Below are 23,849 nucleotides of genomic sequence, written 5' to 3'. Positions count from 1 at the left end.
GGAATGAAATTTGCCATCTCCAAGTCAGCGTCATGCGCTGATCCAGCTTCGTGAGCTGGATCCATAAATTTTCTTGGGGAGTAACACAATGAAGCAAATACCAACGGGTACCAAGCGCTTGAGCTCTTTAGTTCAGCTTGCGCTGGTGCTATATGCCCATCATGGCTATGCAGAGGAGAGTGATGCGGAGGCTGAGCCCGCAGACCTTGGATCAGTCGTCGTGGTGAGTGATAAAAAAATCAGCGATACCTATCTAGGAGATACCAAGATTGAAACAGCGCCAGGGTCACGCGCTACCTTGACCAAGTTTCAATTGGAGAAGCTGGGAGGAATAGGCACTGTATATGATTCGCTAAAGTTTCTGCCGGGCGTGAATTCGCAGGGTGGCAATTCATGGGGGGCTGGTGGTGCAGGTTTCACTGTTCGTGGGTTTAGTGGCAGCCAAATTGGGATTGTGCGTGATGGATTGCCCTTAAATGATCCTTTATTCCAAATGGCAGTTGGCAGTGTGATTGGTGACCCAGAGGACTATGAGTCAATCAGCTTGATCTATGGTTCTTCGGCAATATCCTTACCTAGTGTGACTGCTAGTGGGGGCAGCATCATCCTGAAAACCGTTGCCCCTACGCCAGAGGCTGGAGTGTTTTTCAAGCAGACATTTGGTAATAACGATGTCCAAAAAACCTATGCCAGAGTGAATTTTGGTGAGCATGCTGGATTTTCAGGGTGGATATCGGTTTCTGATAGTCGATATGACAATTGGCAAGCGAGTGACTTGAGGGCGCAAACCAAGCGTGCGGGCGCAAACCTGCAATATGCATGGAATGAAAACAGCATCAACCTGATCATTTCCACACAAGAGCTGGAAAACTGGAGCACCATGCCCAAGACCAAGGCCCAGTTTGATTCATTGCCTTATCGCAGCGGCTATGCGCTGACTACTTACCCGACTTATTCGGGTACTACTGGCGTCAATGACAATGTTGTGAACGGTACGACACCATCGAGCCAATGGCTGATGTCGACAAGCTTTCATGTGCAGAACTACATGATCAATAGCCACTTCAAGCTTGCCGACAATCTCGATCTTTCCGTAGACCCATATTTTCAGCGCATTCGTGGAGGGACATCTTCGGCAGGGCCGTTTGCATTAAATGAAACGCTACTCAATGTCGACCTGAATCGAGATGGTGACCAATTGGACACCGGGGTGCCATTTGCCCGCCAGATGTTACCGGCTCAGTATCGGCCGGGTATTTCAGCAAGATTGGATTGGCAACTTGCCGCAACCAATAAACTGCAGTTGGGGGCTTGGTATGAGCGTTGGCATTCACGTCAGACTTTCTCCTATGTTCCGATCAAGGCTAACGGTAAACCTTATACCACCAACGGAGAGAGCAATATTGCCTCAGATGGGCGTGGCAACCCAATCTATATGTCTGACCAGCGCACTGACTCGCCGACGCTCAAGCTTTGGGCTGAGGATATCTGGAATGCGACTGAGAGATTGAAAGTCACGGCTGCATTGGCATATCAGCATACCAAGCTGGAAGGTAGGAATATTGGGCAAGTCCTGAGTAGTGGTGCAATTAATTACAACAACCCAGGCTATGAGCGTGATGCGACTTATGAGCGCTTTTTGCCGGCTTTTTCGCTGGATTATCAGGCCGACCAGAACAACCAGGTCTATTACAGCGCGTCATCCAATATGCGCATACCTGCAGCAGCTTCGCTATATGGTGCGGTGGGTACTTCGCAAAAACCAGAAACCACTATTAACCAGGAAGTGGGATGGCGCTACCGCGACAGTCGCTTGAGTAGTAGCCTGGCTTTGTTCCTTGATGATTTCAAGAACCGTCAAGTCTCTTACCAAACGCCAAGTTTTGTCACTGCGTATTACAACGCTGGAAAAGTCGAGACCAAAGGGGCTGAATTTGCCTTGAATGGTTTGCTGCCTCATAACTTCAATTATGCCGCTTCGTACGCCTATGTTGCGGCTACCCAAAAGGAAGATTTTGAGCTGGAGGGGGGCGTGACTGTCGGTGGGCTAAATGCCTTGCCAACCAAGGGTAAGCAACTGTTCAACACGCCCAAGCACTTGGCAACAATCGGCATAGGGTATGACGATGGCAGTTTATATGGCGATATCCGTGCCTTTTATAAAGGCAGCCTTTACGGAGACTTAACTAACCATGAAAAGATTGCTGCTGTCACTACCGTCAACCTTGCCTTGGGTTATCGCTGGAATAATCTTAGCCGCTATTTCAAGAATGCGGTGTTTAGCCTGAACGTCAACAATCTGTTTGATAAACAGTACCTGCAGGGAGTGAATACAGGGCGTTTTTCCTCTGATCCCAGCTTGGCGCCGTCTCAACTTGTTGGCCCTGCCACTTATGTATTAGCCGAACCCAGGACTATCGTCGGTAGCCTGCAGCTCAATTTTTAACCAATCCAAGGAATTGGCCTTCGCAGCATGGTCATTCCACTTACATCATATCCGTAGAGGTAAATGAATAATGAATAAGCAATTTTCACTGGTCATGAGTGGTCTGACGACTGCTTTTTACCTGTTTTCTATGCCTGTGATTGCTGGTACGGCAACTACTGCTGATCTGCCTGCTCCCTTAAGAGTAGCCCCTAGTATCAAAGGCGAGCGTCAGCAGGCTGGCTCACAACTAGGAACAATCCATCACACCAAAATCGCGGACAAGCTTTCTTATCCTTGGGCGATTGCCTTCTTGCCTGATGGCAATTTCTTGGTCACAGAGAGAACGGGAAAGTTACGCCGCATTACTCCGCAAGGTGAGGTTTCTGATCCCATTCAAGGCGTGCCTAAGGTCTTTGTTGGTGGTCATGGCGGCTTGCTGGATGTTGCATTGGCGCCGGACTTCAAGAAAAGCCAGACAGTTTATCTGTCGTATTCGGAAGGTACTGGCGATGATGAGCCTGTTGGGCTTGCTGTAGCAACGGCAAGATTGGAGCAAGGTAGCCTTGAGGATGTTAAGGTGATCTATCGTCAGGAGCCCAAGCAGGCAGAGTCTCCTTACTGGGAGTTTGGTGGCCGCTTTCTATTTGATGACAAGGGTCATGTATTCATCACGCATGGCGACAATCACGTTAATCTTGCCCCACAACAACTGGATAAACTTGCCGGTAAAGTCGTGCGTCTGAGTCTTGATGGATCTGTACCCAAGGACAACCCATTTGTTGGCAAGAAGAATGCTCGCCCAGAGATTTGGTCTTACGGCCATCGCAACGCCGAGGGCATAGGTTTTCATCCTATTACAGGCCAAATCTGGACCACTGATCAAGGACCGCGTGGTGGGGATGAACTCAATATCGTACAGCCTGGTAATAACTATGGTTGGCCGATCGTGAGTTATGGCGTTGATTATACGGGCAAGCAGACTGCAGAAACCAAAGGTCCTCACCGGCATGGCGATGGATTTGAGCCGCCGATTTATTACTGGGCAAAATCACCGGCATTATCCAGCCTCACATTTGTGACTGCTGACTCAGCGTGGAAAGGCAATTTGCTGCTAGGGTCGCTCGCGGATAAACAGCTGATTCGTCTGGAGCTGGATGGTAACAAGATCATTCATGAAGAGCGCCTACTGGCCCATTTGGCACAGCGCATACGCGATGTGCGTCAAGGTCCTGATGGGTTTTTTTATGTGCTGACAGATGATCCCAATGGAGCGCTTTACAAGCTCGAGCCGCCAAAGCGTTAATTGAACTATGCCCCGCAATATATTGGCGTGGTTTTTATTTTAAGTCAGGAGAATAATGTGAAAAATTTATGGATATGGGTGTTAGGAATGATGATTGTCAGCAGCCAGGTGGCATTGGCAGATCAAGTAAAAGCGGAGCTGACATATCACAGTATCCAGGCAAAGAGTGCCAATGTTCTGGAAGTCAAATCGGCGGCATTCAAGCATAGTGAAAGTATTCCCTTGGAAAACTCAAGCTATGGTGCCTCATTATCTCCAGCACTATCCTGGAGTGCTGGACCAGCAGGTACCAAGAGTTATGCGATATTGCTGGAGGATGAAGACGGTATTAAGGATGGTAAGCCCATCGTGCATTGGGTGGTCTACAACATTCCTGGCTCAGTGACTTCTTTGCCTGCCAATTTGCCTAAAGATGGCAAATTGGCAACACCGGAAGGCGTATTACAGGGAGTTACCATTAATGGTAAGACTGGTTATCTTGGCCCGCGTCCGCGGCCCGCAACAGGTACTCATCATTACCATTTCCAAGTGTATGCCTTTGGTAATATCTTGGAGCTGCCAGAGGGAGTATCGCGGGAACAGTTTGTAGAAGCCTTGCGAGGAACAGTGCTGGCAAAGGGCAAACTTGAGGGAATCTATGAGTCTCCCCGCGAGTAGCGTTTAGCCCGCAATAATAGCCTGAACCGAGTTCAAGGCATCTTGCAGCGTTTCCTCTGAGAGGTTGTTGATGTTGCTTGCAAGTAACTCAGCAGCCTCTTCAGTACCTGCTGGTAGATCATGGCTATCCAGCTCAGCAATCAATCCCGCAGCCGCACCAGTCACTTTCAATAATGATTGGCGCTCCCGCATGAGAATCTCAAGTTCGGCGCGCAACATATTGATTTCATCTTGATTGATCGTGCTTTGCATAAGCTACTTTCTTTAGTGCGTTGAACAGTGTTGATATTGTCTAGCTTTGAGGAATGTGTCAAATAAGCCAAGCCATAGAGAAATGGATTGAAAGGACTAGGCTTTTGTCTTGATGGGGTAATGATTTTTACTACACAAGTGACTACACGCTTTAATTCGACCGAATTAATCACTTAATAAGTCACTGGTGCGAAAGGAGAGACTCGAACTCTCACGCCTCGCGGCGCTGGAACCTAAATCCAGTGCGTCTACCAATTCCGCCACTTTCGCTTACCACGTTCGTAGTGTAGATACGTCTCTAAGCATCTACGAAGGGATCGGATTATAGCGCAGTTTTAATTGTGTAGCTAATCTAAGTACAGATTTTCTGAGTAACGCTGTAAATTCTTGACTAGTCTTTCTCGGTCGTGGCGCTTTTGCTTTTTAGGGATTGTATTTTGACGAATCTACGGCCTAAATCAGTCAATACTAAAATGGACACTTTCTCAATTTGCCAAGGGTATTCGTGGGATGCGCTTGTAACGAACCAAGGTTGTTTAATCAGACCTTGGCGGTGGGCATATTGCAAGCATACAACCTCTACTTGGAATCGAACCATATCCTGCTGATTAGTAGGTTGGAAGGTAGTTTCCCCATTCTCTATCCTGCGTAAAATTTCCAAAAGTCTGTCCATGATCATTCTCCTCAAAGCGTAGGGCACTCTGAAGCGGGGTATCACATATTTTGTTGATCATTTTGGTCATGTAGATCGTCAGCAACATGCATACACGGCGCTTACTGTCATCGTGCAGAAATTACAAAATCAATTTGCTGTACGTGATGCTAATGTAGGTGCTTTGCTCAGGCGCTACTATCAGTGCGGATGCCGAGCTTGTGTAAGATAAGTCCGACCATTAGATACTGAATGAGGGGTATAGACGGATTGCTCTTGCAAAGGTTGGTGGGCAATCAAGGCAAGTGGCGAGGATATTGTCTTAGACCTGTAATGGTTTTAATGGGACAATGCCTGCTATGAGATTACAGTTTTGGTTTAGGGACGTGCTGGAAGGTATAGTTTTAGGTATAGAAACAAAAAAGCACCGCCTGAAATTCAGTAACGGTGCGTATTTTGATCAATCATTTGGTGCCCAGAAGAGGACTCGAACCTCCACAGTGTTACCACCACTAGGACCTGAACCTAGCGCGTCTACCAATTCCGCCATCTGGGCATCGAACATCGATGAGCCGCGCATTCTATAGGAAAGTTATATTTTGTCAACGAAAAAAAAGCAGATTAAAACGATAGCTGTGAAAAAAGCCACTTCGCCGCGCAAGCCCAAAGGAGTTCGGGCCAAGGATCCTCATGCGGAGCGAGAGATCGCTAAGTACGATAACCCATTGCCTAGTCGAGAATTTATTTTGTCGGTGATGGAGGAGCAGGGGGTGCCTGTGACCGTGGATCAGCTTTATAAGCTGGTTGGCATTAAAAAGGCTGAGCAGGAGATTTTTGGCCGCCGCTTGGCTGCGATGGAGCGAGATGGGCAGATTTTGCAGAATCGCAAAGGGGCGTTATGCATTACTGGTAAGGTGAATCTGCTGGCAGGTAAAGTGCAGGGGCATCAGGATGGTTTCGGCTTTTTCATTCCCGATGGTGGAGGGGATGATTTGTTCCTTTCCCCGCGTGAAATGGCCCAGGTGATGCATGGTGATCGCGTCATGGTGCGCCCCGCTGGGGTGGATCGGCGCGGTCGGCCAGAGGGGCGGATTGTCGAGGTGTTGGAGCGTTCGACCAAGACGCTGGTAGGGCGTGTGGTTAGTAGTCATGGCGTTACTATCGTGGCAGCCGAGGATAAGCGCGTTAACCAGGACATCCTGATTCCTTATCACCTTGATATGGGTGCGAAGGATGGGCAGGTGGTGACCGTGGAGCTAACAGAGCAACCATCCCCGCATGCCAAGCCAGTAGGTAAAGTGATTGAAATTCTTGGGAATTATGCTGATTCTGGCATGGAAATCGAGATCGCCCTGCGCAAGCATCATTTACCCTATGATTTTTCCGAAGCTGCGCTCAAGCAGGCGCAAAAATATCCCAAGCAAGTGCGTGCGGCAGATTGGAAGGGGCGCATAGATTTACGCGAGCTGCCTTTGGTGACGATTGACGGTGAAACTGCGCGTGACTTTGATGATGCGGTTTACTGTGAGCCACAGGGCACAGGATGGCGGTTGGTGGTAGCGATTGCTGATGTCAGTTTTTACGTCAAGCCAGGCGATGGTTTGGATAAAGATGCCTATGAGCGTGGTAATTCAGTTTATTTCCCGCGTCGGGTTATTCCCATGCTGCCTGAGGCGTTGTCGAATGGTTTATGTTCGCTTAATCCTGATGTCGACAGGCTTTGCATGATCTGCGATATGCAAATCAGCAGCACTGGCAGCATCAAACAATATAAGTTTTATCCCTCGGTGATGCGTTCCAAGGCGCGGATGACATATACCAAGGTGTTTGACATCATCAGCAACCCTCAGGGCGAGGTTGCGCGTGAATATGATTGGTTGGTGCCGCATGTGGGCCATTTGTATAAGTTATACAAGATCATGCTTGCGGCGCGTGAGAAGCGTGGTGCGATTGAGTTTGAAAGCAACGAAACCCTGATGGTGTTCAACGATAACGGCAAGATTGAGCGCATTGAGGCGACTTCGCGCAATGAGGCGCATCGCTTGATTGAGGAGTGTATGTTGGCTGCCAATGTCTGTGCCGCAGATTTTCTTGGCAAGCGCGAGCATCCTGCCCTGTATCGTATTCACGATGGCCCGACCGAGGAAAAGCTGGAGGCCTTGCGTACCTTCATGGGTGAGTTTGGCTTTACGCTGGGTGGTGGTGATAGCCCGCATGCCAAGGATTACGGCAGATTGTTGGCTCAAATCAAGGGGCGGCCCGATGAGCAGTTATTGCAAACTGTCTTGCTGCGCTCTATGCAGCAGGCGGTATACAGTCCAGATAATATTGGTCATTTTGGCTTGGCGTATGAGGCTTATGCACACTTTACTTCGCCAATTCGTCGCTATCCGGATTTATTGATACATCGCGCTATCAAGGCCGTGTTAAATGGTGAAACCTACAAGGCAGGTGATTGGCAGGAGCTGGGTAAGCATTGCTCCATGACCGAGCGGCGTGCCGATGATGCGACGCGTGATGTGGAAGCGTGGCTCAAGTGCTACTACATGCAGGATAAAATAGGTGAGGAGTTTGATGGTACCGTGGCTGGTGTGACCGGTTTTGGCTTATTTGTTGCGCTGGATGGTGTCTACGTGGAGGGCTTGCTGCACGTCACTGAGCTGGGAAATGATTACTTCAATTTCGACAAGGTACGGCATGAAATGCTGGGCGAGCGGACTGGAGTGCGCTTCCGCTTGGGAGATAGGCTGCGCGTCAAGGTGGCGCGTGTCGACCTTGAAACCAGTCGTGTGGATTTCAGCCTAGTTGCCAGAGAGGATCAATTGCAGGCATCATCCGCTCCCGAAGATTCATCTGCCAAGCGTCGTCGCAGCAAACAAGGTGTTGCAGTTGAGGCTGCTAATACCGTGACTGAACAGGCGCTGGAAAAGCCTAAACGTCGCCAGGCTGCAGCCAAAGAGCCTTTACCTTTATTGGAAGTGTTGGTTAAAGAAGTAGTTAGCAAGCCGAAAACACGCAAAGTAGCCACGACGCCAACGGCCAAGAAGTCGCGGACAAAGCCGCCGCGCGCAAGTAATGGAAAATCCCGCGCTAAAGTAACCACCAAGAAGAAAGCTAGTTAATTGAATGAGTGATGCACGTATTTTGTTTGGCTTTCATGCCGTATTGAGTCGTTTGCGCCAGCATGGGGCGAGCATTCAGGAAATCCTGATCGACAAGGACAGGGTGGATGCGCGGATGAAGGATTTATTGCAGATGGCAGAAAATGCCAATGTGCGTGTGATGCAAGTGGAGCGTGCCCGGCTGGATGGGATGGCGGGTGGTAATGCGCGCCATCAGGGGGTGATTGCACGGGCGGTTGATACGCCAATTCCCTACAAGGATATTCACGATATTCTCGAATCCAACCTCAAAGAACCACCGTTTTTCCTGGTGCTGGATGGTGTGGAAGACCCGCATAATCTCGGTGCATGTCTACGCGTGGCAGATGCAATGGGTGTGCACGCCGTGATTGCACCTAAGGATAGGGCGGTGGGCTTGAATGCCACCGTGCGTAAGGTTGCTTGTGGTGCGGCAGAAACTGTGCCATTCATCGCTGTGACCAATCTGGCACGTACCCTGCGTGAGCTCAAGGATGCGGGTGTTTTTGTGGTCGGTACTGCTGCTGAGGCGAGTGCAGACTTGCCTGCTACTGATTTATCAGGCCCGTTGGCGCTGGTGTTGGGGGCAGAGGGCACTGGCTTGCGCCGATTGACACAGGAAAGCTGTGATAGCTTGATTAGCATCCCCATGTTTGGGTCGGTTGAGAGTCTGAATGTATCAGTGGCAAGCGGCATTTGCTTGTATGAAGCACGTAGGCAGCGAATATTGCAGCAGGGTTAATCATCTACCACGTGGTGAGATTCTTTTAAATCTCGAGATTGAGTTTTTGAATGCAGCTCAATCTGTCGTGAGCCTATCATGATGCATGTTGATACTAGTGGGGTAAGCGCGTGGCGCTTGCTCCAACATACAGGGTAAATATTGTGCCCTGGCTTTATTTTGGGCCGCTAAAATGTTATTTTATCGGTCTTTCCGTAGTTGTTTTCTCAAATATTATCTTTGGAGTCATCATGGCTGTTGAACGTACCCTTTCCATTATCAAACCCGATGCAGTTGCCAAGAACGTGATCGGCAAGATCTACACCCGTTTTGAAGACGCTGGCCTCAAGATCATTGCTTCCAAGCAGGTACAACTGTCTCAGGCTGATGCTGAGGGTTTCTACGCTGTTCACAAAGAGCGTCCTTTCTTCAATGACCTGGTCAAGTTCATGATTTCTGGTCCAGTGGTTGTGCAAGTGCTGGAAGGCGAAAATGCTGTGCTCAAGCACCGTGATCTGATGGGTGCAACTGATCCTAAGAAAGCTGATGCGGGCACGATTCGCGCTGACTTTGCTGACAGTATCGATGCTAACGCTGTTCACGGTTCTGATTCCCTGGAAAACGCTGCGAACGAAATCGCTTACTTCTTCGCGCAATCCAACGTATACAGCCGCTAAGGTATAGCGCATGACGGTCAATCTCCTTAACTTGAACCAGGCTGCGCTCGCCGAATACTTCCAAAGTATTGGCGAGAAGCCTTTTCGTGCCAAACAGATGATGCGTTGGATGCATCACTTTGGCGTGAATGAGTTTGGGGAGATGACCGATATTGCCAAGGCGTTGCGTGAAAAGCTCGCCAAGGAGGCCGTGATTGTGCCTCCGTCAGTCCATCTAGAGCAAATATCGGAAGACGGTACTCGCAAGTGGTTGATTGACGTAGGTGCAGGCAATGGTGTTGAAACCGTTTTTATTCCCGAGGATGAGCGTGGGACGTTATGCGTTTCATCGCAAGTGGGCTGTGCGCTAGATTGCACATTCTGCTCGACCGGTCGGCAGGGGTTCAACCGTAACCTCAGCGTGTCCGAGATTATCGGTCAGTTGTGGGTGGCGAACAAAGCCTTGGGGCGTGACCCCAAGGGTGACCGTATCATCAGTAATGTGGTGATGATGGGAATGGGTGAGCCGCTGGCCAATTTTGACAATGTCGTCACTGCCATGAGTATCATGCTGGATGACTCCGCTTATGGTTTAAGTCGCCGCCGCGTGACCTTGTCTACTTCTGGCATGGTGCCTGCGATGGATAGGCTGCGTGAGGAGTGTCCGGTGGCATTGGCGGTTTCCCTGCATGCGCCCAATGACGCATTGCGCGATGAGATTGTACCCATCAACCGCAAGTATCCTATTGCTGAATTAATGGCAGCTTGCCAGCGTTACCTGGAAAAAGCGCCACGTGATTTTGTGACTTTTGAATACGTGATGCTGGATGGTGTCAATGATACTGTCGAGCATGCCAAGCAATTGCTGGGCATCGTCAAGGATGTGCCATGCAAGTTTAACCTGATTCCTTTTAACCCCTTTCCCAATAGCGGCTACGATACTTCCAAGCCAGATAATATCCGTCGTTTTCGCGATATTCTCATGCAGGCAGGCTATATAGTCACGACACGCAAGACGCGTGGCGAAGATATTGATGCAGCTTGCGGCCAGTTGGCTGGCAAGGTGCAGGATAAGACCAAGCGCTCGTTACGCCGTATCAAGGTGGAGGCGATTGCATGAAGCAGTACCTGGTTGCTGTTGCCGGGTTGTTGCTTGTTGCATGTGCCGCTACTGAAACCAAGCAAGATACCGAAGCCAGTCGCGAGCGTGCCCGTGTGCATACTGAGCTGGGGGCCGGATATTATGCCCAGAACCAGATTGCAGTTGCACTGGAAGAATTCGAGCTTGCTGCGCAGATCAATGCTTTCTATGCCCCTGCATATAATGGATTGGGCTTGGTTTACGGCACATTGCGCGAGGATGAGAAGGCGGATACAGCTTTTCGCAAGGCGTTGCAGCTAGACCCCAAAAGTTCTGAAACTCGCAATAATTACGGTAGCTTTCTCTGTGCGCGCAACCGCATTGATGAGTCTATCGTTCAATTCACCGAGGCAGTCAAGAACCCGCTGTACGTGACGCCTGGCGTGGCCTACATGAATGCTGGTACTTGCTTGTTGCGCAAGAAGGATATCAAGCAAGCCGAGCTTTATCTGCAACATGCGCTGCAATTGCAGCCACAGCTATTCCAGGCTAGTTATCAATTGGCAGTTATTGCGCATAGTCGTGGCGAGTATGGTGTTGCGCGTAATTACCTCAACCCCGCTTTGGAAAGCAATAGCCCGACTGCCGACATGCTATGGTTGGGTATCAAGCTTGCGCGAGAGGCTGGGGATAGGGATAGTGAAGCCAGTTATGCCTTGCAGTTGAGAAGAAAATTCCCTAACGCCGAGCAAACAAAACAATTATTGTCAGGACAGTAATGATGAGTGAGCACGATTCTCCTGAACAGGATATACAAGTAGCGTCAATTGATCTTGACCGCATTGGGCCAACATTGGTGGTCGCGCGGGAAAATCTTGGGTTTGCGGCGGAAGATATTGCCAACCGGCTGCGTCTAAGTCTGCGCCAAGTGCAGGCCTTGGAAAATGATGATTTTGCGGTATTGCCTGAAGCTGTCATCACGCGTGGTTTTATTCGTAACTATGCACGCCTAGTCAATATTGATGCTACACCGTTGTTGCGGGTTTATAGCCAATATGTCCCTGCCCAAGATGGCCAGGCGATTAGCATTCCCTCGGCCAATATCGTGATTTCCGGTGAGCCTGGTATGTCATGGCGACCTTATGTCTGGTTTGGTGTGTTGCTGGTAGTGTTGCTCGCAGCTTGGGTGCTCTATGTCGATTTTTTCCAGAAGCATGATGCTGCGCCGGCATTAGCAGATTCGCCGGTGTCTAGTATCGTTGAGCAGGAGAGTGTGAGCGAAGGTCAAGCATTGGAAAATGCAGCGCCATCAGAGCCGGTATCCCCTGCGTCCGCTGAAAGTGCAGTTGCGCCAGAGCAAGCAGCACCTTCTGTTCCGGCAGCCGTACCACAAACTACGACAGAGCCTGCAACATCACCTGCCCAAGCGGCTATGCCGCAACCTTCATCCAGTGAAGGGGGGCAAGCTTTACCACAACAGTCCTCACCACAGGTGGAGGGTTCCCGGCTTAAATTTTCTGTGACTGAAGAGACCTGGGTCAGCGTTTTTGATGGTAATGGCAAGCAAATCTTGAATAAAACACTAGCCCCGAGTAGCGAGGAAATGATTGCTGGTCAGCCTCCATTCAGGATTGTGGTCGGCAATATTCATGGCACCAAGCTCGAATACAACAATAGCCCCGTTGACCTTGCTCCTTATACCAAGGTAAATGTGGCTCGGCTGAGGTTGGAGTAAGTTTTGGACTATCAAACGCTCAGTCGCCGAAATACCAAGACCGTCATGATCGGCCATGTGCCGGTTGGCAGCAGCTCACCGGTCGTGGTGCAATCCATGACCAATACCGATACTGCAGATGCAGCTGCGACGGTAAAGCAAGTATATGAGCTGTGGCGTGCAGGCTCCGAAGTAGTGCGTATTACCGTGAACTCGCCAGAGGCTGCTGCACAAGTGTCTAGCATCCGCCGTCAGCTGGATGATTTTGGCTGCAATGTGCCCCTGGTTGGTGATTTCCATTTCAATGGGCATCGCTTGTTGGCGCAATATCCTGATTGTGCCGAGGCCTTGGCAAAGTATCGCATCAACCCCGGCAATGTTGGCAAAGGCTCCAAGCGTGATGAGCAGTTCTCTGCCATGATCAAGGCCGCGATTGATTACAACAAGCCAGTACGTATTGGCGTTAACTGGGGTAGCCTGGATCAAGCCAAGATGGCGCGCATGATGGATGAAAACTCCAAGCGTGTAGCACCATTGACGGCAGATGCCTTGATGCGCGAAATGCTGATTCAATCTGCCTTGGAAAATGCGGCCGAGGCAGAGGACTTGGGCTTGCCAAGTGATCGCATCATCATTTCTTGCAAGGTGAGCGCGGTGCAGGACTTGATCAAGGTCTATCGTGATCTGGGTAGTCGCTGTGATTATCCATTGCACCTGGGCTTGACTGAAGCTGGCATGGGATCTAAAGGGATTGTGGCATCCACGGCAGCATTGTCCGTGCTAATGCAGGATGGCATAGGCGATACCATCCGCGTGTCTTTGACACCCGAGCCAGGCGAACCTCGCACCAAGGAAGTCGTGGTCGCGCAGGAAATCTTGCAAACCATGGGTATACGCTCTTTTACGCCTTTGGTGACAGCTTGCCCTGGATGCGGGCGTACGACGTCAACTTTTTTCCAGGAGCTTGCACAAAGCATCCAGCGTTACCTGCGTGACCAGATGCCGATCTGGCGTAGCCAATACCCTGGCGTTGAGACTATGAGTGTGGCCGTGATGGGCTGTGTCGTGAATGGTCCTGGTGAATCCAAACTTGCCAATATTGGTATTAGCCTGCCAGGGACTGGAGAAGTGCCAGTTGCGCCAGTGTATGTGGACGGCGAGAAAACCGTCACCCTCAAGGGCGAAGCCATTGCTGATGACTTCAAGGTAATCGTGGAAGAGTATGTCCGCGTCAATTATGCCGAAGGCGGGCGTTTGCGCCAGCAGGTTTCCAGCAAGGGCTTGAAAACCATCCCGGTTAAAGCCATCTAGAACACTATAAATTCATTAAGTATCTATGTCTGATAAGTTGCAAAGCATCAAGGGTTTTTACGATATTCTCCCAGCCGATACCGCGCTGTGGCAACGCCTGGAGGATGCTGCCCAGCGTGTACTGGCCCAGTATGGCTATCGTAATATTCGCCTGCCTATCGTGGAGCCGACAGAGCTTTTTATCCGAGGGGTAGGTGAGCACACCGACATTGTCGAAAAGGAAATGTACTCCTGGGAAGACAAGCTGAATGGTGATCGTCTTACCTTACGTCCAGAAGGGACTGCGGGTTGTGTCCGTGCGGTGGTTGAGCATAGCCTTACTTACAACGGGCCGCAGCGCCTTTGGTACATTGGCCCGATGTTCCGGCATGAGAATGTGCAGAAGGGCCGCCAGCGCCAATTCCACCAAATTGGTGCTGAAGCATTTGGTTATACCGGGCCTGATGTCGATGCTGAGCAGATTGCCATGCTCGCCCGATTGTGGAGTGAGCTAGGCGTGGCAGATGCAGTTGAACTGCAATTGAATACCATTGGTGATGCTGCGGAGCGTGCTGAGTATCGCCAAGTGCTGATCCGTTATTTTGAGCAACACGCAGATACCCTGGACGATGACGCGAAGCGTCGCCTGCATGCCAACCCCTTGCGTATCCTGGATAGCAAGAACCCTGCGATGCAGGCCATGATAGAAGCTGCACCTAAATTGTTGGACAGCCTGGGTGAGGAAAGCCGCGCTCACTTCGCGGGCGTGACCCACCAACTTGACCAATTGGGCGTTAAGTGGACCTTGAACACGCGCTTGGTACGTGGCTTGGATTACTACAATCGCACCGTGTTCGAATGGGTGACCAGCAAGCTGGGTAGCCAGGGCACGATAGCAGGCGGTGGGCGTTACGATAGTCTGGTGCAAAGCCTTGGTGGCAAGGAAACTCCTGCTTGTGGTTTTGGCATTGGCCTGGAGCGTGTATTCCTGCTCATGCAAGAGTGCGGTATTGAGGCAAGCAATAGCCCCGATGTATATCTGGTGAATGTCGGTGATGTTGCCAGCAAAGCGGCGTTAACGGTTGCGGAAGCGCTGCGGGATACTGGTTTGAGTGTTAACTTGCATGCGGGCGGTGGCAGCTTCAAATCACAAATGAAAAAAGCCGACCAGAGTGGCGCACCTTATGCCTTGATTCTGGGTGATGATGAAGTGGCAGCGAATGAAGTCTGCCTGAAACCATTGCGCGAAAATGGTGAGCAACGCAGAATGTCGCTGTCCCAAGCGATAGAGGCATTACATAGATGACCGAACTGCTGCGCATTGAGAACCTGACTATTACGCCCAAGGCTGAGCCGGAGCGCTCGTTGGTTAAACAGGTTTCTTTTGCGCTCGAAGCGGGTAAGACCACTTGTATTGTGGGGGAGTCGGGCAGCGGTAAAAGCCTAACTGCGTTGGCGGTGATGGGCTTGCTCTCAGATCAATTGCAATTGAAAAGCGGCAGCATTCATTTCAAGGGGCGTGACATTGCGCAGGCCAGCCATGCCCAGTTGCAGAAAATCCGCGGCAAGGAAATCGGCATGATTTTCCAAGAGCCCATGACCTCGCTCAACCCAGTGTTGACCGTAGGCTATCAAATAGGTGAAAGCCTGACCCAGCATCTCAAGCTCGCTGGCGCTACGCTCAAAGCGCGCGTAGCCAGTTTGTTGCAACAGGTTGGTATCCCGCCAGAACGTGCCAATAGTTATCCGGATGAGTTATCCGGTGGCCAGCGTCAGCGTGTCATGATTGCCATGAGCATTGCCTGTGAGCCTGCCATGTTGATCGCCGATGAGCCGACGACCGCACTGGATGTGACGGTGCAGGCACAAATACTCAAGCTATTGGATGATCTAAAAACGCGGATGAATATGGGTATGTTGTTTATCACGCACGATTTTGGCGTGGTGGCGGACATTGCTGATAACGTGGTGGTCATGTTCCGCGGCGAGATTGTCGAGGCAGGGCCAGTACAAGCTGTGCTACAACATCCGCAACATCCTTACACCCAAGCTTTACTTGATTGCGTGCCTGATGCTGAGGGCATGAAACCACTCAAACCTATCGATTATGCCTGGTTGAACACAGGAGTTGCGTGATGAGTGCTACACCAGACAAATATATCCTGCTGGCCCGCGACCTTAATAAATCCTATACCCAGCGTAGCGGACGTTTTGGCTTTGGCAGCACCAAGGTCAAGGCGTTGGATGGAGTGAATGTTTCGCTGCGTGCAGGCAGTACGCTGGCGGTAGTGGGGGAGTCTGGTAGCGGCAAATCCACTTTGGCGCGTTGTCTGTTACAATTGCAGCCCTTGGATAGTGGTGAAGTCATTTTTCAGGGCAATAATCTGGCAGGTCTTTCGGGTAGTGCACTGCGGCAAGAACGTCGGCACTTGCAGATGATTTTCCAGGATCCATTTGCTTCACTCAACCCGCGCATGAAAGTGCGGGATATTGTCGCCGAAGGCTTGGTGATCCATGAAGTTGGCACGGCAAAAGAGCAGCAAGACAAGGTCGTGCAGATGCTGGAGCGAGTTGGCTTGAGCGCTGCCGATATGAATAAATATCCCCACCAGTTTTCCGGCGGTCAGCGTCAGCGCATTGGCATTGCCCGTGCACTCGTGCTGCAACCCAAGGTAGTGGTGTGTGATGAACCAGTTTCTGCCCTGGATGTATCAATACAGGCGCAGATTTTGTTGTTGTTGAAAAGCCTGCAGCAGGAAATGGAATTGAGCTATATCTTTATCAGCCACGACCTGCGCGTAGTACGTCATATTGCGGATGATATTGCTGTGATGTACAAGGGGCGCATTGTAGAACAGGGAAAAGTGGAGAGTATTTACAACACTCCGACCCAAGACTACACCCGTAATTTGTTGAATTCTATCCCTGGACGCAAGTCCTTGGCAGCGTAATTTTAGGAAAGAGCATGGCATACGATTTGGAAGAACAGGATCAGCTGGATGCACTCAAAAGCTGGTGGAAGCGTAATGGCAATGCCATTGTTGGCATAGCAGCTGTTGCCTTGGTAGGCTTTGGCGGCTACGAAGGCTGGAAGTACTACCAGTATCAGCAATCGGCTGCGGCTTCTGTGCAATACCAGAATATGGCCAGCACCGATATTAAAGATGCTGCCAAGATCCGTGCATTGTCTGCTGAGCTGATCGATAAATATTCCTCTACGCCATATGCAGGCCGCGCTGCAGTTGCTGTCGCCAAGCTCAATTATCAGGAGCAGGATTTGGAAAGCGCCAAGTCACAACTGACTTGGGCAACCAAGAATGCGAAGGAAGACGCTGTGCGTGCCATTGCATCACTGCAGCTGGCTTCTATCCAGTATGAAGAAAAAGCGTATGACGCAGCACTAAAGACCTTGTCTGAAAAGCTTGACGCAGGGTATGCAGGATTGATTGCCGACCTCAAGGGCGATGTGCTCGTGGCACAAGGCAAGACAGAAGATGCCAAGGCCGCTTATAAAGACGCGCTGACCAAGCTTGATATGCAGGGTGATTACTACAAGTATACCGAGCACAAGCTGGAAGCACTCGGCAGCTAAGCCGATATAAAGCGAATTAAGTGGAGCTAAGTTTGCGTTCAATTTCATTGCTAGTTGCCGCCGCCCTGATGGTGGGCGGTTGCAGTACCATCACTGATCTCAAGACCGATATATCAGAGCGAGTATTCGGGCGTGACCAGGTTGACCCTCCTGCAGAACTGGTCGATTTCAAGCCGACATTAAAGCCCAAGATCGTCTGGTCTGCCAAATTGGGAAACTCAGAATTGGCAGACTTTATGCCAGCGACCTCTGAAGGTGCGGTTTATGCCGCGAGTGGAGATGGTGAAATTGCCAGGTTTGACGCGATCACTGGTAAGCAGGTCTGGAAAATCAATGCAGGCGAAACGCTAACCGGCGGTGTTGGTTTGGGCAGCGAATTGGTGCTGGTCGGTACCCCCAAGGGCTACGTGCTGGCGTACAACCTCGACGGTAAGTTGTTGTGGAAATCCAAGGTCAGTAGCGAAGTATTGAGCGCACCACAAGTGGATAACGGTGTGGTGGTGGTACGCTGTGGCGATAGCCGGATTTTTGGTTTGAATGCCAAGGATGGTGCGCGTAAATGGGTGTACGAACGCGCAACACCAACCTTGACCTTGCGCAGCAGTGCTGGCGTGACGATCGCTGACGGTGCTGTGTATGCTGGGTTTGCCGGTGGCAAGCTTGTTGCCTTGCGGGCAGAGGATGGCAAGACATTGTGGGAAGCATCGGTGGCCTTGCCCAAGGGAACCACAGAGTTGGAACGAATTGCCGACATTACCAGTCTGCCTGTCGTTGATGGCCCGCTAGTTTATGCCGTTGCGTATCAGGGTCGAGTGGCTGCTGTTGAGCGTACTACTGGTCGAGTAACCTGGAATCGTGATATTTCGAGTTATACCGGCTTAGGTGCAGAAGAAGCGCGCGTCTACGTCTCACATGCGAGCGGCGCTGTATTTGCGCTTGATTATTCCAGTGGCCGTACTTTCTGGCGCCAGCCTGATCTCAAGAACCGCTTGTTGAGTGCACCATTGCCTATGGGTGGCGTGGTTGCCGTGGGTGATGTTGAGGGCTATATCCATTTCATGGATAGGGACGAGGGTAATTTCGTTGCCAGAATACAAACAGAAAAAAGTGCCATCATGCCTCAGCCAGTGGCAATTGGTACCAATGGCTTCCTGGTTCAGACCCGCAAGGGCGGCCTGTACGCAGTGTCAGTAGTTCCACAATGATGTTACCAACGATTGTTCTCGTGGGGCGGCCCAATGTCGGCAAGTCGACATTGTTTAACCGGCTGACTAAAACCCGTGATGCCTTGGTTGCTGATCTGCCAGGGTTAACGCGCGATCGCCACTATGGCCGCGGCGTCGTTGGCAGCAAGCCTTATTTGGTTGTTGATACAGGTGGTTTTGAGCCATTAGTCGATAGTGGCATTCTCAAGGAAATGGCGCGCCAGACATTGCTGGCGATTGATGAAGCCGATGTGGTGATTTTTCTGGTGGATGGCCGCAATGGTCTGGCTCCTCAAGACAAAGTGATTGCTGAGCGGCTACGCAAGAGCCAGCGGCCTATCTTGCTGGCTGTCAATAAAACAGAAGGTATGCAACGCGCCATCGCCAGTGCCGAGTTTCACGAGCTGGGCTTAGGACATCCCTTGTCGATTTCCTCCGCCCATGGCGAAGGTGTCCGTGACCTGGTAGAGCTTGCGCTGGAGAACTTCCCTGATCCGGATGAGGAAGAAGAAACCAAGGAAAACCAGGTGCCCAAGGTGGCGATTGTCGGTCGCCCGAATGTGGGAAAATCTACCCTAGTCAATGCCTTGTTGGGCGAAGAGCGCGTGATTGCATTCGATCAGCCTGGTACTACCCGTGACTCGATCTATCTGGATTTAGAGCGCAACGGCAAGCATTACACGATTATCGATACTGCCGGTGTGCGTAAGCGTGGCAAAGTATTTGAGGCAGTTGAGAAGTTTTCCGTGATCAAGACCATGCAGGCAATCGAGGAGGCGAATGTTGCCATCTTGGTGGTTGATGCACAGGAGGGGATTACCGAGCAGGATGCGCATGTATCAGCTTATATCCTGGATAGTGGTCGTGCATTGGTGGTCGCGGTGAATAAATGGGATGGCCTGGAAGAGGACAAGCGTGAGTGGATCAAGCGAGAAATTGACCGCAAACTGCAGTTCCTTGATTTCGCCAAGTTCCATTATATTTCTGCCTTGCGTAAAAAGGGTTTGGGCGAGTTGTTTGGATCTGTCGATGGTGCCTATAAAGCTGCCATGGCCAAGCTATCTACCCCACAGCTTACACGCGTGCTGGAGGATGCCACTATGCAGCACCAGCCGCCGATCAGCAAAGGGATACGTCCTAAGCTCAGGTATGCCCACCAGGGTGGTAGCAACCCGCCTATCGTGGTCATACACGGTAATCATGTAGATGGCATCAAGGAAAGTTATCGCCGCTACCTGGCTGGGGTATTCCGCCAGGCCTTCCAGTTAACTGGTACGCCACTACGCGTGCAGTTCAATCAGGGCAAGAATCCTTTTGCCGAGCCAGAGGAGCGCAAGCAGGGTGAGGGTATCGTCAGTATGCGTAGGCGTAAGACAGCTGAGCGTGCTGCCCTGAATGCGCGTAACAATGAAGAGCAGGGCCGCAAGGTCAAGAAAAAGCCCGGTGTTGTCGCTAATGCTCGTAATGTAAGAAAGCCATCAATCAAAAAGTAATCGATGGGTCTTAATGGTGAGACATGAAATAATTTGGCCGGGCATTGCCCGGCCAAATTATTTAAACTTTTTGCTGATGTCGCTTAAAACAGGCTTTCCCAGAATTTCCACCAGACGCGTTCGTCTTTGGGAACATTAGCACCTAGCATTGGGCTGTTAGGATAGTTTTGTGCCAGCACGCGCTTGGTATCGTCGCGCAAGTCATTCATGCCCATTTCATCATAGGCGCTGATCAGAATCACTAAGGCTTCTTCGATGTGTGGGGTGTCAGGGTAGAACTCCATCACGTATTTGCAGCGATTGGCGGCAGCAACATACGCTTGGCGCTTCATGTAGTAACGCGCAACATGCAGTTCATGCTCGGCGAGGGAGTTCACCAGATAGCTCATCCGTAAGGTAGCATCCTTGATGTAGCGGCTATTGGGGAAACGGTTTACCAGTTCCTTAAGGGCCAGGAATGATTCGCGCAGTGATTTTGGGTCGCGGTCGCTGATTTGCTGCTTGGTGAGTTTTTCTATGATGCCGCGTTCATTAAATGTGGCTAGGCCTTTCATGTAATAGGCGTAGTCTACATTCGGATGATTGGGGTGTAGCTTGATGAAGCGGTCTGCCGCAGCCATGGTGGCAGCAGGGTCGTTCTTCTTGTAATGCGCGTAAATGACTTCGAGCTGTGACTGGGTGGCATAGCGGCCATGTGGGTAGCGCGACTCAAGAATCTGGAAATACTTGATAGCTTTTTCATAATCTCGGGTGGTCATGTTTTCTGTCGCAGCTGCATATATGCGCTGTACTGGCCAGCCTTTTGTTTCATCCAGTTCTGTTGGAGAGCCGAAAATCGCGCAGCCTGTGAGCCAGAGTACTGCAATTAACGCTAAACTATGCTTCATTTACAAAATCCATGATTAAGGTTGTGGGTGCCGTTTAACACAATGCCGCCGCTTTGATGCGGCGCATAAAGATTGATTATAACCGATGAGCAACACCGCAACGCCTATTACACTCACAATTACCCAGGAGCTTGGGGGCATGCGCCTTGACCAAGCGCTGCAACGCTTGATGCCCGAACATTCACGTTCCCGTATTCAGGGCTGGATCAAGGATGGCTTGGTCACGATTGCCAATGAAACCCCAACGGCTAAATTCAAGGTGTGGGGAGGGGAGCAAGTACAGATTACCCCACAAACAGCACCTGAAACATTGGCATTTGAGCCTGAGAACATCCCGCTGGACGTCGTGTTCGAGGATGAGCATATCTTGGTGATCAATAAGCCTGCTGGCCTGGTAGTACATCCTGCTGCGGGCAATTGGAGCGGTACATTGCTCAATGCCTTGCTCTACCATGCGCCCCAGCTTAAGGATGTGCCGCGTGCTGGTATCGTGCACCGGCTAGACAAGGACACCAGTGGATTGTTGGTGGTAGCCAAGACGCTGGCAGCGCAAACAAACCTGGTGAGGCAATTGCAGGCACGTACCGTCAAACGCGAATATCGCACTATTGTCTGGGGGCAGATATGGCGTAATGGCAAGGTTGATCAGCCGATTGGCCGTCACCCGCATGCCCGCACCAAAATGGCCGTGAATCGCATGGGCAAGCCAGCCGTGACTCATTATGAAGTGCTGGACCGCTTTGCTGTGCATACCTATATGCGCTGCCTGCTGGAAACCGGGCGTACGCATCAGATTCGCGTCCACATGCAGCACCTCAAGGCACCGATTGTGGGTGATCCTGTCTATGGCATCCGTGGCATATTGCCGCTACGTCATATCTCTGACAATCTCAGGAGTGTCTTGCTCGATTTCAAGCGCCAGGCATTGCATGCTATCCGGCTTGGGTTGAAGCATCCTGCTACTGGCGAGCCTATGGAGTGGCAGGTAGAGCTTGCGGCTGACATGAAGGTGCTGCTGGAGGCGATTCGTGCCGAGAATGTGCCGCCGGAAGAGGCAGAGGCGTTCTATGTTGATGATGACGAATTCGCCTATGAATATGACGACGAGGGTGATGACTGGCTCGACGAGGAAGATGAAGATGCTGAATGATCAGGACCTGATCATTCCTGACTGGCCTGCACCTCCCAATGTAAAGGCGCTGCAAACTACGCGCCAGGGCGGCATCAGCAATGCACCTTACGATAGTCTCAACCTTGGCATGCATGTGTCCGATGCGCCACTGGACGTGGCTGCCAACCGCCAGCGGTTGAATCGCTACGTGCCTACAGAGCCCGTATGGCTCAATCAAGTGCATGGAGTTACTGTGGTGGATGCAAGCACAGCCAGCTGTGTGCCAGATGCCGATGCCGCTTTTTCCCGTACGCGTCACACAGTATGTGCGGTGATGACGGCAGATTGCCTACCCGTGCTACTTTGCGATAAGGCGGGCACCATTGTGGCTGCGGTGCATGCTGGCTGGCGTAGCCTGCTGGATGGTGTGATAGAGGCTGCAGTGGTGGAAATGGCTAAGCCCGGCGATCAGCTTTTGGCCTGGATGGGCCCCGCGATCGGGCCGGACGCCTTTGAGGTTGGCGATGAGGTTAGGGAGGCATTTGTGGCGCGAGACCCCGAGGCGGTAAAAGCCTTCAAGCCGACATCTGCTGGCAAGTGGCTGGGCGATATCTTTATGCTGGGACGTCAGCGTCTGGCAACCATGGGCGTTACCAGTATCCATGGCGGTGGCTTATGTACTTACCAAGACGCGGAGCGGTTTTTCTCTTTCCGCCGCGATCAGGCGACTGGCCGTATGGCTAGCCTGATCTGGCTTGAATAGCGCTGCCATCACCCGCTTATTGTTCTTCCAGTAGCGGAATGCCTTCGCCGCCAGCATAGAACACAATCACGACAGCGGGACTACTTCCTGTATATCCACGGTGCACGGCATGCACCATTTCGGGGAGTGCTTGCCCCGGACCGAGCCGCATTGTTTCACCAGTGCCTTGCTTTTCTACGGTAATTTCACCAGACAGGATATACGCAACATTAGGAATAGGGTTGCTATGCCATGGCAATGAAGTGTTGGCTGGAATGGTAAAGCGCAGCACGCTCAACTCTGGCTTACCGCCAGGATAATTGGCGTAGCCTTTGCCATCCCAAGCCTTAACGGCTCTCAGCACAGGCTCAACTTGCAGTTGTGGCTCAGAGGCCGCCAATACAGTTGTACTAAAAAGATGAAGTCCTGCAATACAGCATAATGTCCAGAAAGCTTTCATGGGGCACCATTCCTTTCTTACTGATAGCAATGTCTTACAGTGCTATTGAAGCAAGGAGTGGGCCAAGATGATTGTTGAGCAGTTGCCTAGATATTTTGCCCGATACGCCAGAGTACCCCACTGGGGTCGTTGAAGACGAAATCGCGCATGCGCCATGGCTGGTCGACCAGTGCAGAGATTTTACTGCCGTATTTTTCTGCAATACCAGATTGTTGGATATGGGCATACCAGGCCGCGACATCTTCCACCTGTAGATGCATCATGAAATTGTCAGCATAGGGTTGCACATAAAAATCTTGTAGCAAGAAAGCGCAATGCTCTACGCAGAAATAGGCTACGCCGTCACCTTCGGAGCGTTTTTCAAAGCCAATGTCCTGGTAGAACTGCTGGGAAAGCTGGAAATCCTTGGCCGGTACAAAGGTTTTGATTTCAATCGTCTTGAGTGTCATGTTGTGCTGCTCATGG

22 protein-coding genes and 2 tRNA genes are annotated in these 23,849 nt (G+C 51.1%); 18 read left to right on the top strand and 6 right to left on the bottom strand.

The window, feature by feature from the left end; all coding sequences use genetic code 11:
* The first annotated feature begins 88 nt into the window (after positions 1-88).
* The 3 genes from ACIKP9_RS03930 (at position 89) to ACIKP9_RS03920 (ending at position 4,388) form a co-directional block, all read left to right on the top strand.
* The gene (locus ACIKP9_RS03930) at positions 89-2,446 is read left to right on the top strand and encodes a TonB-dependent receptor (protein WP_400879552.1); all 2,358 of its coding nucleotides are present in this window, start codon (positions 89-91) and stop codon (positions 2,444-2,446) included.
* A gap of 70 nt (positions 2,447-2,516) precedes the next feature.
* Positions 2,517-3,731 (top strand): PQQ-dependent sugar dehydrogenase, encoded by a 1,215-nt coding sequence (locus ACIKP9_RS03925; RefSeq protein WP_400879550.1) that lies wholly within the window; start codon positions 2,517-2,519, stop codon positions 3,729-3,731.
* Positions 3,732-3,818: 87 nt separating this feature from the next.
* Complete coding sequence (locus ACIKP9_RS03920; RefSeq protein WP_400879547.1) at positions 3,819-4,388, top strand: YbhB/YbcL family Raf kinase inhibitor-like protein; 570 nt, start codon at positions 3,819-3,821, stop codon at positions 4,386-4,388.
* A 3-nt stretch (positions 4,389-4,391) separates the two neighbouring features.
* Here ACIKP9_RS03920 and ACIKP9_RS03915 read toward each other — a convergent pair whose 3' ends face one another.
* The 3 genes from ACIKP9_RS03915 to ACIKP9_RS03905 all read right to left on the bottom strand — a co-directional run bounded on the left by ACIKP9_RS03915 (position 4,392) and on the right by ACIKP9_RS03905 (position 5,848).
* A complete protein-coding gene (locus tag ACIKP9_RS03915) occupies positions 4,392-4,640 on the bottom strand; it encodes a hypothetical protein (protein ID WP_400879545.1) in 249 nt (82 codons plus the stop codon).
* 185 nt (positions 4,641-4,825) lie between these two features.
* Positions 4,826-4,910 (bottom strand) — tRNA-Leu (locus tag ACIKP9_RS03910).
* Between the two features lie 851 nt (positions 4,911-5,761).
* Positions 5,762-5,848, bottom strand: a tRNA-Leu gene (locus ACIKP9_RS03905).
* 79 nt (positions 5,849-5,927) lie between these two features.
* Here ACIKP9_RS03905 and rnr point away from each other — a divergent pair.
* The 13 genes from rnr to der all read left to right on the top strand — a co-directional run bounded on the left by rnr (position 5,928) and on the right by der (position 20,184).
* The gene (gene rnr / locus ACIKP9_RS03900; protein WP_449815900.1) at positions 5,928-8,414 is read left to right on the top strand and encodes a ribonuclease R; all 2,487 of its coding nucleotides are present in this window, start codon (positions 5,928-5,930) and stop codon (positions 8,412-8,414) included.
* Between the two features lie 4 nt (positions 8,415-8,418).
* Positions 8,419-9,174, top strand: coding sequence for a 23S rRNA (guanosine(2251)-2'-O)-methyltransferase RlmB (gene rlmB, locus ACIKP9_RS03895; RefSeq protein ID WP_400879539.1), 756 nt, complete (start codon positions 8,419-8,421; stop codon positions 9,172-9,174).
* Between the two features lie 230 nt (positions 9,175-9,404).
* A complete protein-coding gene (gene ndk, locus ACIKP9_RS03890; RefSeq protein WP_230347382.1) occupies positions 9,405-9,830 on the top strand; it encodes a nucleoside-diphosphate kinase in 426 nt (141 codons plus the stop codon).
* A 10-nt stretch (positions 9,831-9,840) separates the two neighbouring features.
* The gene (gene rlmN, locus ACIKP9_RS03885) at positions 9,841-10,929 is read left to right on the top strand and encodes a 23S rRNA (adenine(2503)-C(2))-methyltransferase RlmN (protein ID WP_400879535.1); all 1,089 of its coding nucleotides are present in this window, start codon (positions 9,841-9,843) and stop codon (positions 10,927-10,929) included.
* Positions 10,926-11,669 carry a type IV pilus biogenesis/stability protein PilW gene (pilW, locus tag ACIKP9_RS03880; RefSeq protein WP_400879532.1) on the top strand — a complete coding sequence of 248 codons (744 nt, stop codon included), beginning with the start codon at positions 10,926-10,928 and terminating at the stop codon, positions 11,667-11,669. The genes rlmN and pilW overlap by 4 nt, the downstream gene beginning before the upstream one ends.
* Positions 11,669-12,625 (top strand): RodZ domain-containing protein, encoded by a 957-nt coding sequence (locus ACIKP9_RS03875; RefSeq protein WP_400879530.1) that lies wholly within the window; start codon positions 11,669-11,671, stop codon positions 12,623-12,625. Before pilW ends, ACIKP9_RS03875 begins: the two co-directional genes overlap by 1 nt.
* 3 nt (positions 12,626-12,628) lie before the next feature.
* A complete protein-coding gene (ispG, locus tag ACIKP9_RS03870) occupies positions 12,629-13,915 on the top strand; it encodes a flavodoxin-dependent (E)-4-hydroxy-3-methylbut-2-enyl-diphosphate synthase (RefSeq protein WP_400879527.1) in 1,287 nt (428 codons plus the stop codon).
* Between the two features lie 25 nt (positions 13,916-13,940).
* Complete coding sequence (hisS, locus tag ACIKP9_RS03865; RefSeq protein ID WP_400879524.1) at positions 13,941-15,200, top strand: histidine--tRNA ligase; 1,260 nt, start codon at positions 13,941-13,943, stop codon at positions 15,198-15,200.
* Entirely contained in the window at positions 15,197-16,030 is an 834-nt protein-coding gene (locus ACIKP9_RS03860; protein WP_400879521.1) for an ATP-binding cassette domain-containing protein, read from the top strand. Before hisS ends, ACIKP9_RS03860 begins: the two co-directional genes overlap by 4 nt.
* Complete coding sequence (locus tag ACIKP9_RS03855; protein WP_400879518.1) at positions 16,030-16,845, top strand: ABC transporter ATP-binding protein; 816 nt, start codon at positions 16,030-16,032, stop codon at positions 16,843-16,845. Before ACIKP9_RS03860 ends, ACIKP9_RS03855 begins: the two co-directional genes overlap by 1 nt.
* A 14-nt stretch (positions 16,846-16,859) precedes the next feature.
* Entirely contained in the window at positions 16,860-17,486 is a 627-nt protein-coding gene (locus ACIKP9_RS03850) for a YfgM family protein (RefSeq protein ID WP_400879516.1), read from the top strand.
* A 32-nt stretch (positions 17,487-17,518) separates the two neighbouring features.
* A complete protein-coding gene (gene bamB, locus ACIKP9_RS03845) occupies positions 17,519-18,691 on the top strand; it encodes an outer membrane protein assembly factor BamB (RefSeq protein WP_400879513.1) in 1,173 nt (390 codons plus the stop codon).
* Positions 18,691-20,184, top strand: coding sequence for a ribosome biogenesis GTPase Der (gene der / locus ACIKP9_RS03840; RefSeq protein WP_400881846.1), 1,494 nt, complete (start codon positions 18,691-18,693; stop codon positions 20,182-20,184). Before bamB ends, der begins: the two co-directional genes overlap by 1 nt.
* A gap of 83 nt (positions 20,185-20,267) precedes the next feature.
* Here der and ACIKP9_RS03835 read toward each other — a convergent pair whose 3' ends face one another.
* Positions 20,268-21,071: an outer membrane protein assembly factor BamD gene (locus tag ACIKP9_RS03835; protein ID WP_400879511.1), complete on the bottom strand. Its 804-nt coding sequence runs from the start codon at positions 21,069-21,071 to the stop codon at positions 20,268-20,270.
* Positions 21,072-21,156: 85 nt separating this feature from the next.
* Here ACIKP9_RS03835 and rluD point away from each other — a divergent pair, with 85 nt between their 5' ends.
* Together rluD and pgeF are read left to right on the top strand one after the other, a co-directional pair.
* Positions 21,157-22,221 (top strand): 23S rRNA pseudouridine(1911/1915/1917) synthase RluD, encoded by a 1,065-nt coding sequence (gene rluD, locus ACIKP9_RS03830; RefSeq protein WP_400879508.1) that lies wholly within the window; start codon positions 21,157-21,159, stop codon positions 22,219-22,221.
* Positions 22,211-22,945 (top strand): peptidoglycan editing factor PgeF, encoded by a 735-nt coding sequence (gene pgeF, locus ACIKP9_RS03825; protein ID WP_400879505.1) that lies wholly within the window; start codon positions 22,211-22,213, stop codon positions 22,943-22,945. Before rluD ends, pgeF begins: the two co-directional genes overlap by 11 nt.
* A 16-nt stretch (positions 22,946-22,961) precedes the next feature.
* Here the strand turns inward: pgeF and ACIKP9_RS03820 are convergent, their stop codons facing one another.
* Complete coding sequence (locus ACIKP9_RS03820) at positions 22,962-23,384, bottom strand: cupin domain-containing protein (RefSeq protein ID WP_400879503.1); 423 nt, start codon at positions 23,382-23,384, stop codon at positions 22,962-22,964.
* Positions 23,385-23,470: 86 nt separating this feature from the next.
* Complete coding sequence (locus tag ACIKP9_RS03815) at positions 23,471-23,833, bottom strand: VOC family protein (protein WP_400879500.1); 363 nt, start codon at positions 23,831-23,833, stop codon at positions 23,471-23,473.
* Positions 23,834-23,849 lie beyond the last annotated feature (16 nt).

This window comes from Methylobacillus methanolivorans, from assembly GCF_044751345.1.
Lineage (GTDB): Bacteria > Pseudomonadota > Gammaproteobacteria > Burkholderiales > Methylophilaceae > Methylobacillus > Methylobacillus methanolivorans.
Note: the sequence above shows the minus strand (reverse complement) of the source record. Positions and strands in the feature narration are given on the sequence as shown.

What these genes read in the sequence shown, in the direction of transcription:
- ACIKP9_RS03815 (WP_400879500.1), bottom strand. Translation starts at nt 23,833, where the DNA reads ATGACACTCAAGACGATTGAAATCAAAACCTTTGTACCGGCCAAGGAT.
- ACIKP9_RS03930 (WP_400879552.1), top strand. Translation starts at nt 89, where the DNA reads ATGAAGCAAATACCAACGGGTACCAAGCGCTTGAGCTCTTTAGTTCAG.
- rlmN (WP_400879535.1), top strand. Translation starts at nt 9,841, where the DNA reads ATGACGGTCAATCTCCTTAACTTGAACCAGGCTGCGCTCGCCGAATAC.
- pgeF (WP_400879505.1), top strand. Translation starts at nt 22,211, where the DNA reads ATGCTGAATGATCAGGACCTGATCATTCCTGACTGGCCTGCACCTCCC.
- hisS (WP_400879524.1), top strand. Translation starts at nt 13,941, where the DNA reads ATGTCTGATAAGTTGCAAAGCATCAAGGGTTTTTACGATATTCTCCCA.
- ACIKP9_RS03875 (WP_400879530.1), top strand. Translation starts at nt 11,669, where the DNA reads ATGATGAGTGAGCACGATTCTCCTGAACAGGATATACAAGTAGCGTCA.
- rluD (WP_400879508.1), top strand. Translation starts at nt 21,157, where the DNA reads ATGAGCAACACCGCAACGCCTATTACACTCACAATTACCCAGGAGCTT.
- der (WP_400881846.1), top strand. Translation starts at nt 18,691, where the DNA reads ATGTTACCAACGATTGTTCTCGTGGGGCGGCCCAATGTCGGCAAGTCG.
- rlmB (WP_400879539.1), top strand. Translation starts at nt 8,419, where the DNA reads ATGAGTGATGCACGTATTTTGTTTGGCTTTCATGCCGTATTGAGTCGT.
- ndk (WP_230347382.1), top strand. Translation starts at nt 9,405, where the DNA reads ATGGCTGTTGAACGTACCCTTTCCATTATCAAACCCGATGCAGTTGCC.
- ACIKP9_RS03855 (WP_400879518.1), top strand. Translation starts at nt 16,030, where the DNA reads ATGAGTGCTACACCAGACAAATATATCCTGCTGGCCCGCGACCTTAAT.
- ACIKP9_RS03925 (WP_400879550.1), top strand. Translation starts at nt 2,517, where the DNA reads ATGAATAAGCAATTTTCACTGGTCATGAGTGGTCTGACGACTGCTTTT.
- ACIKP9_RS03920 (WP_400879547.1), top strand. Translation starts at nt 3,819, where the DNA reads ATGATGATTGTCAGCAGCCAGGTGGCATTGGCAGATCAAGTAAAAGCG.
- ACIKP9_RS03820 (WP_400879503.1), bottom strand. Translation starts at nt 23,384, where the DNA reads ATGAAAGCTTTCTGGACATTATGCTGTATTGCAGGACTTCATCTTTTT.
- ACIKP9_RS03835 (WP_400879511.1), bottom strand. Translation starts at nt 21,071, where the DNA reads ATGAAGCATAGTTTAGCGTTAATTGCAGTACTCTGGCTCACAGGCTGC.
- pilW (WP_400879532.1), top strand. Translation starts at nt 10,926, where the DNA reads ATGAAGCAGTACCTGGTTGCTGTTGCCGGGTTGTTGCTTGTTGCATGT.
- ACIKP9_RS03850 (WP_400879516.1), top strand. Translation starts at nt 16,860, where the DNA reads ATGGCATACGATTTGGAAGAACAGGATCAGCTGGATGCACTCAAAAGC.
- ACIKP9_RS03860 (WP_400879521.1), top strand. Translation starts at nt 15,197, where the DNA reads ATGACCGAACTGCTGCGCATTGAGAACCTGACTATTACGCCCAAGGCT.
- ACIKP9_RS03915 (WP_400879545.1), bottom strand. Translation starts at nt 4,640, where the DNA reads ATGCAAAGCACGATCAATCAAGATGAAATCAATATGTTGCGCGCCGAA.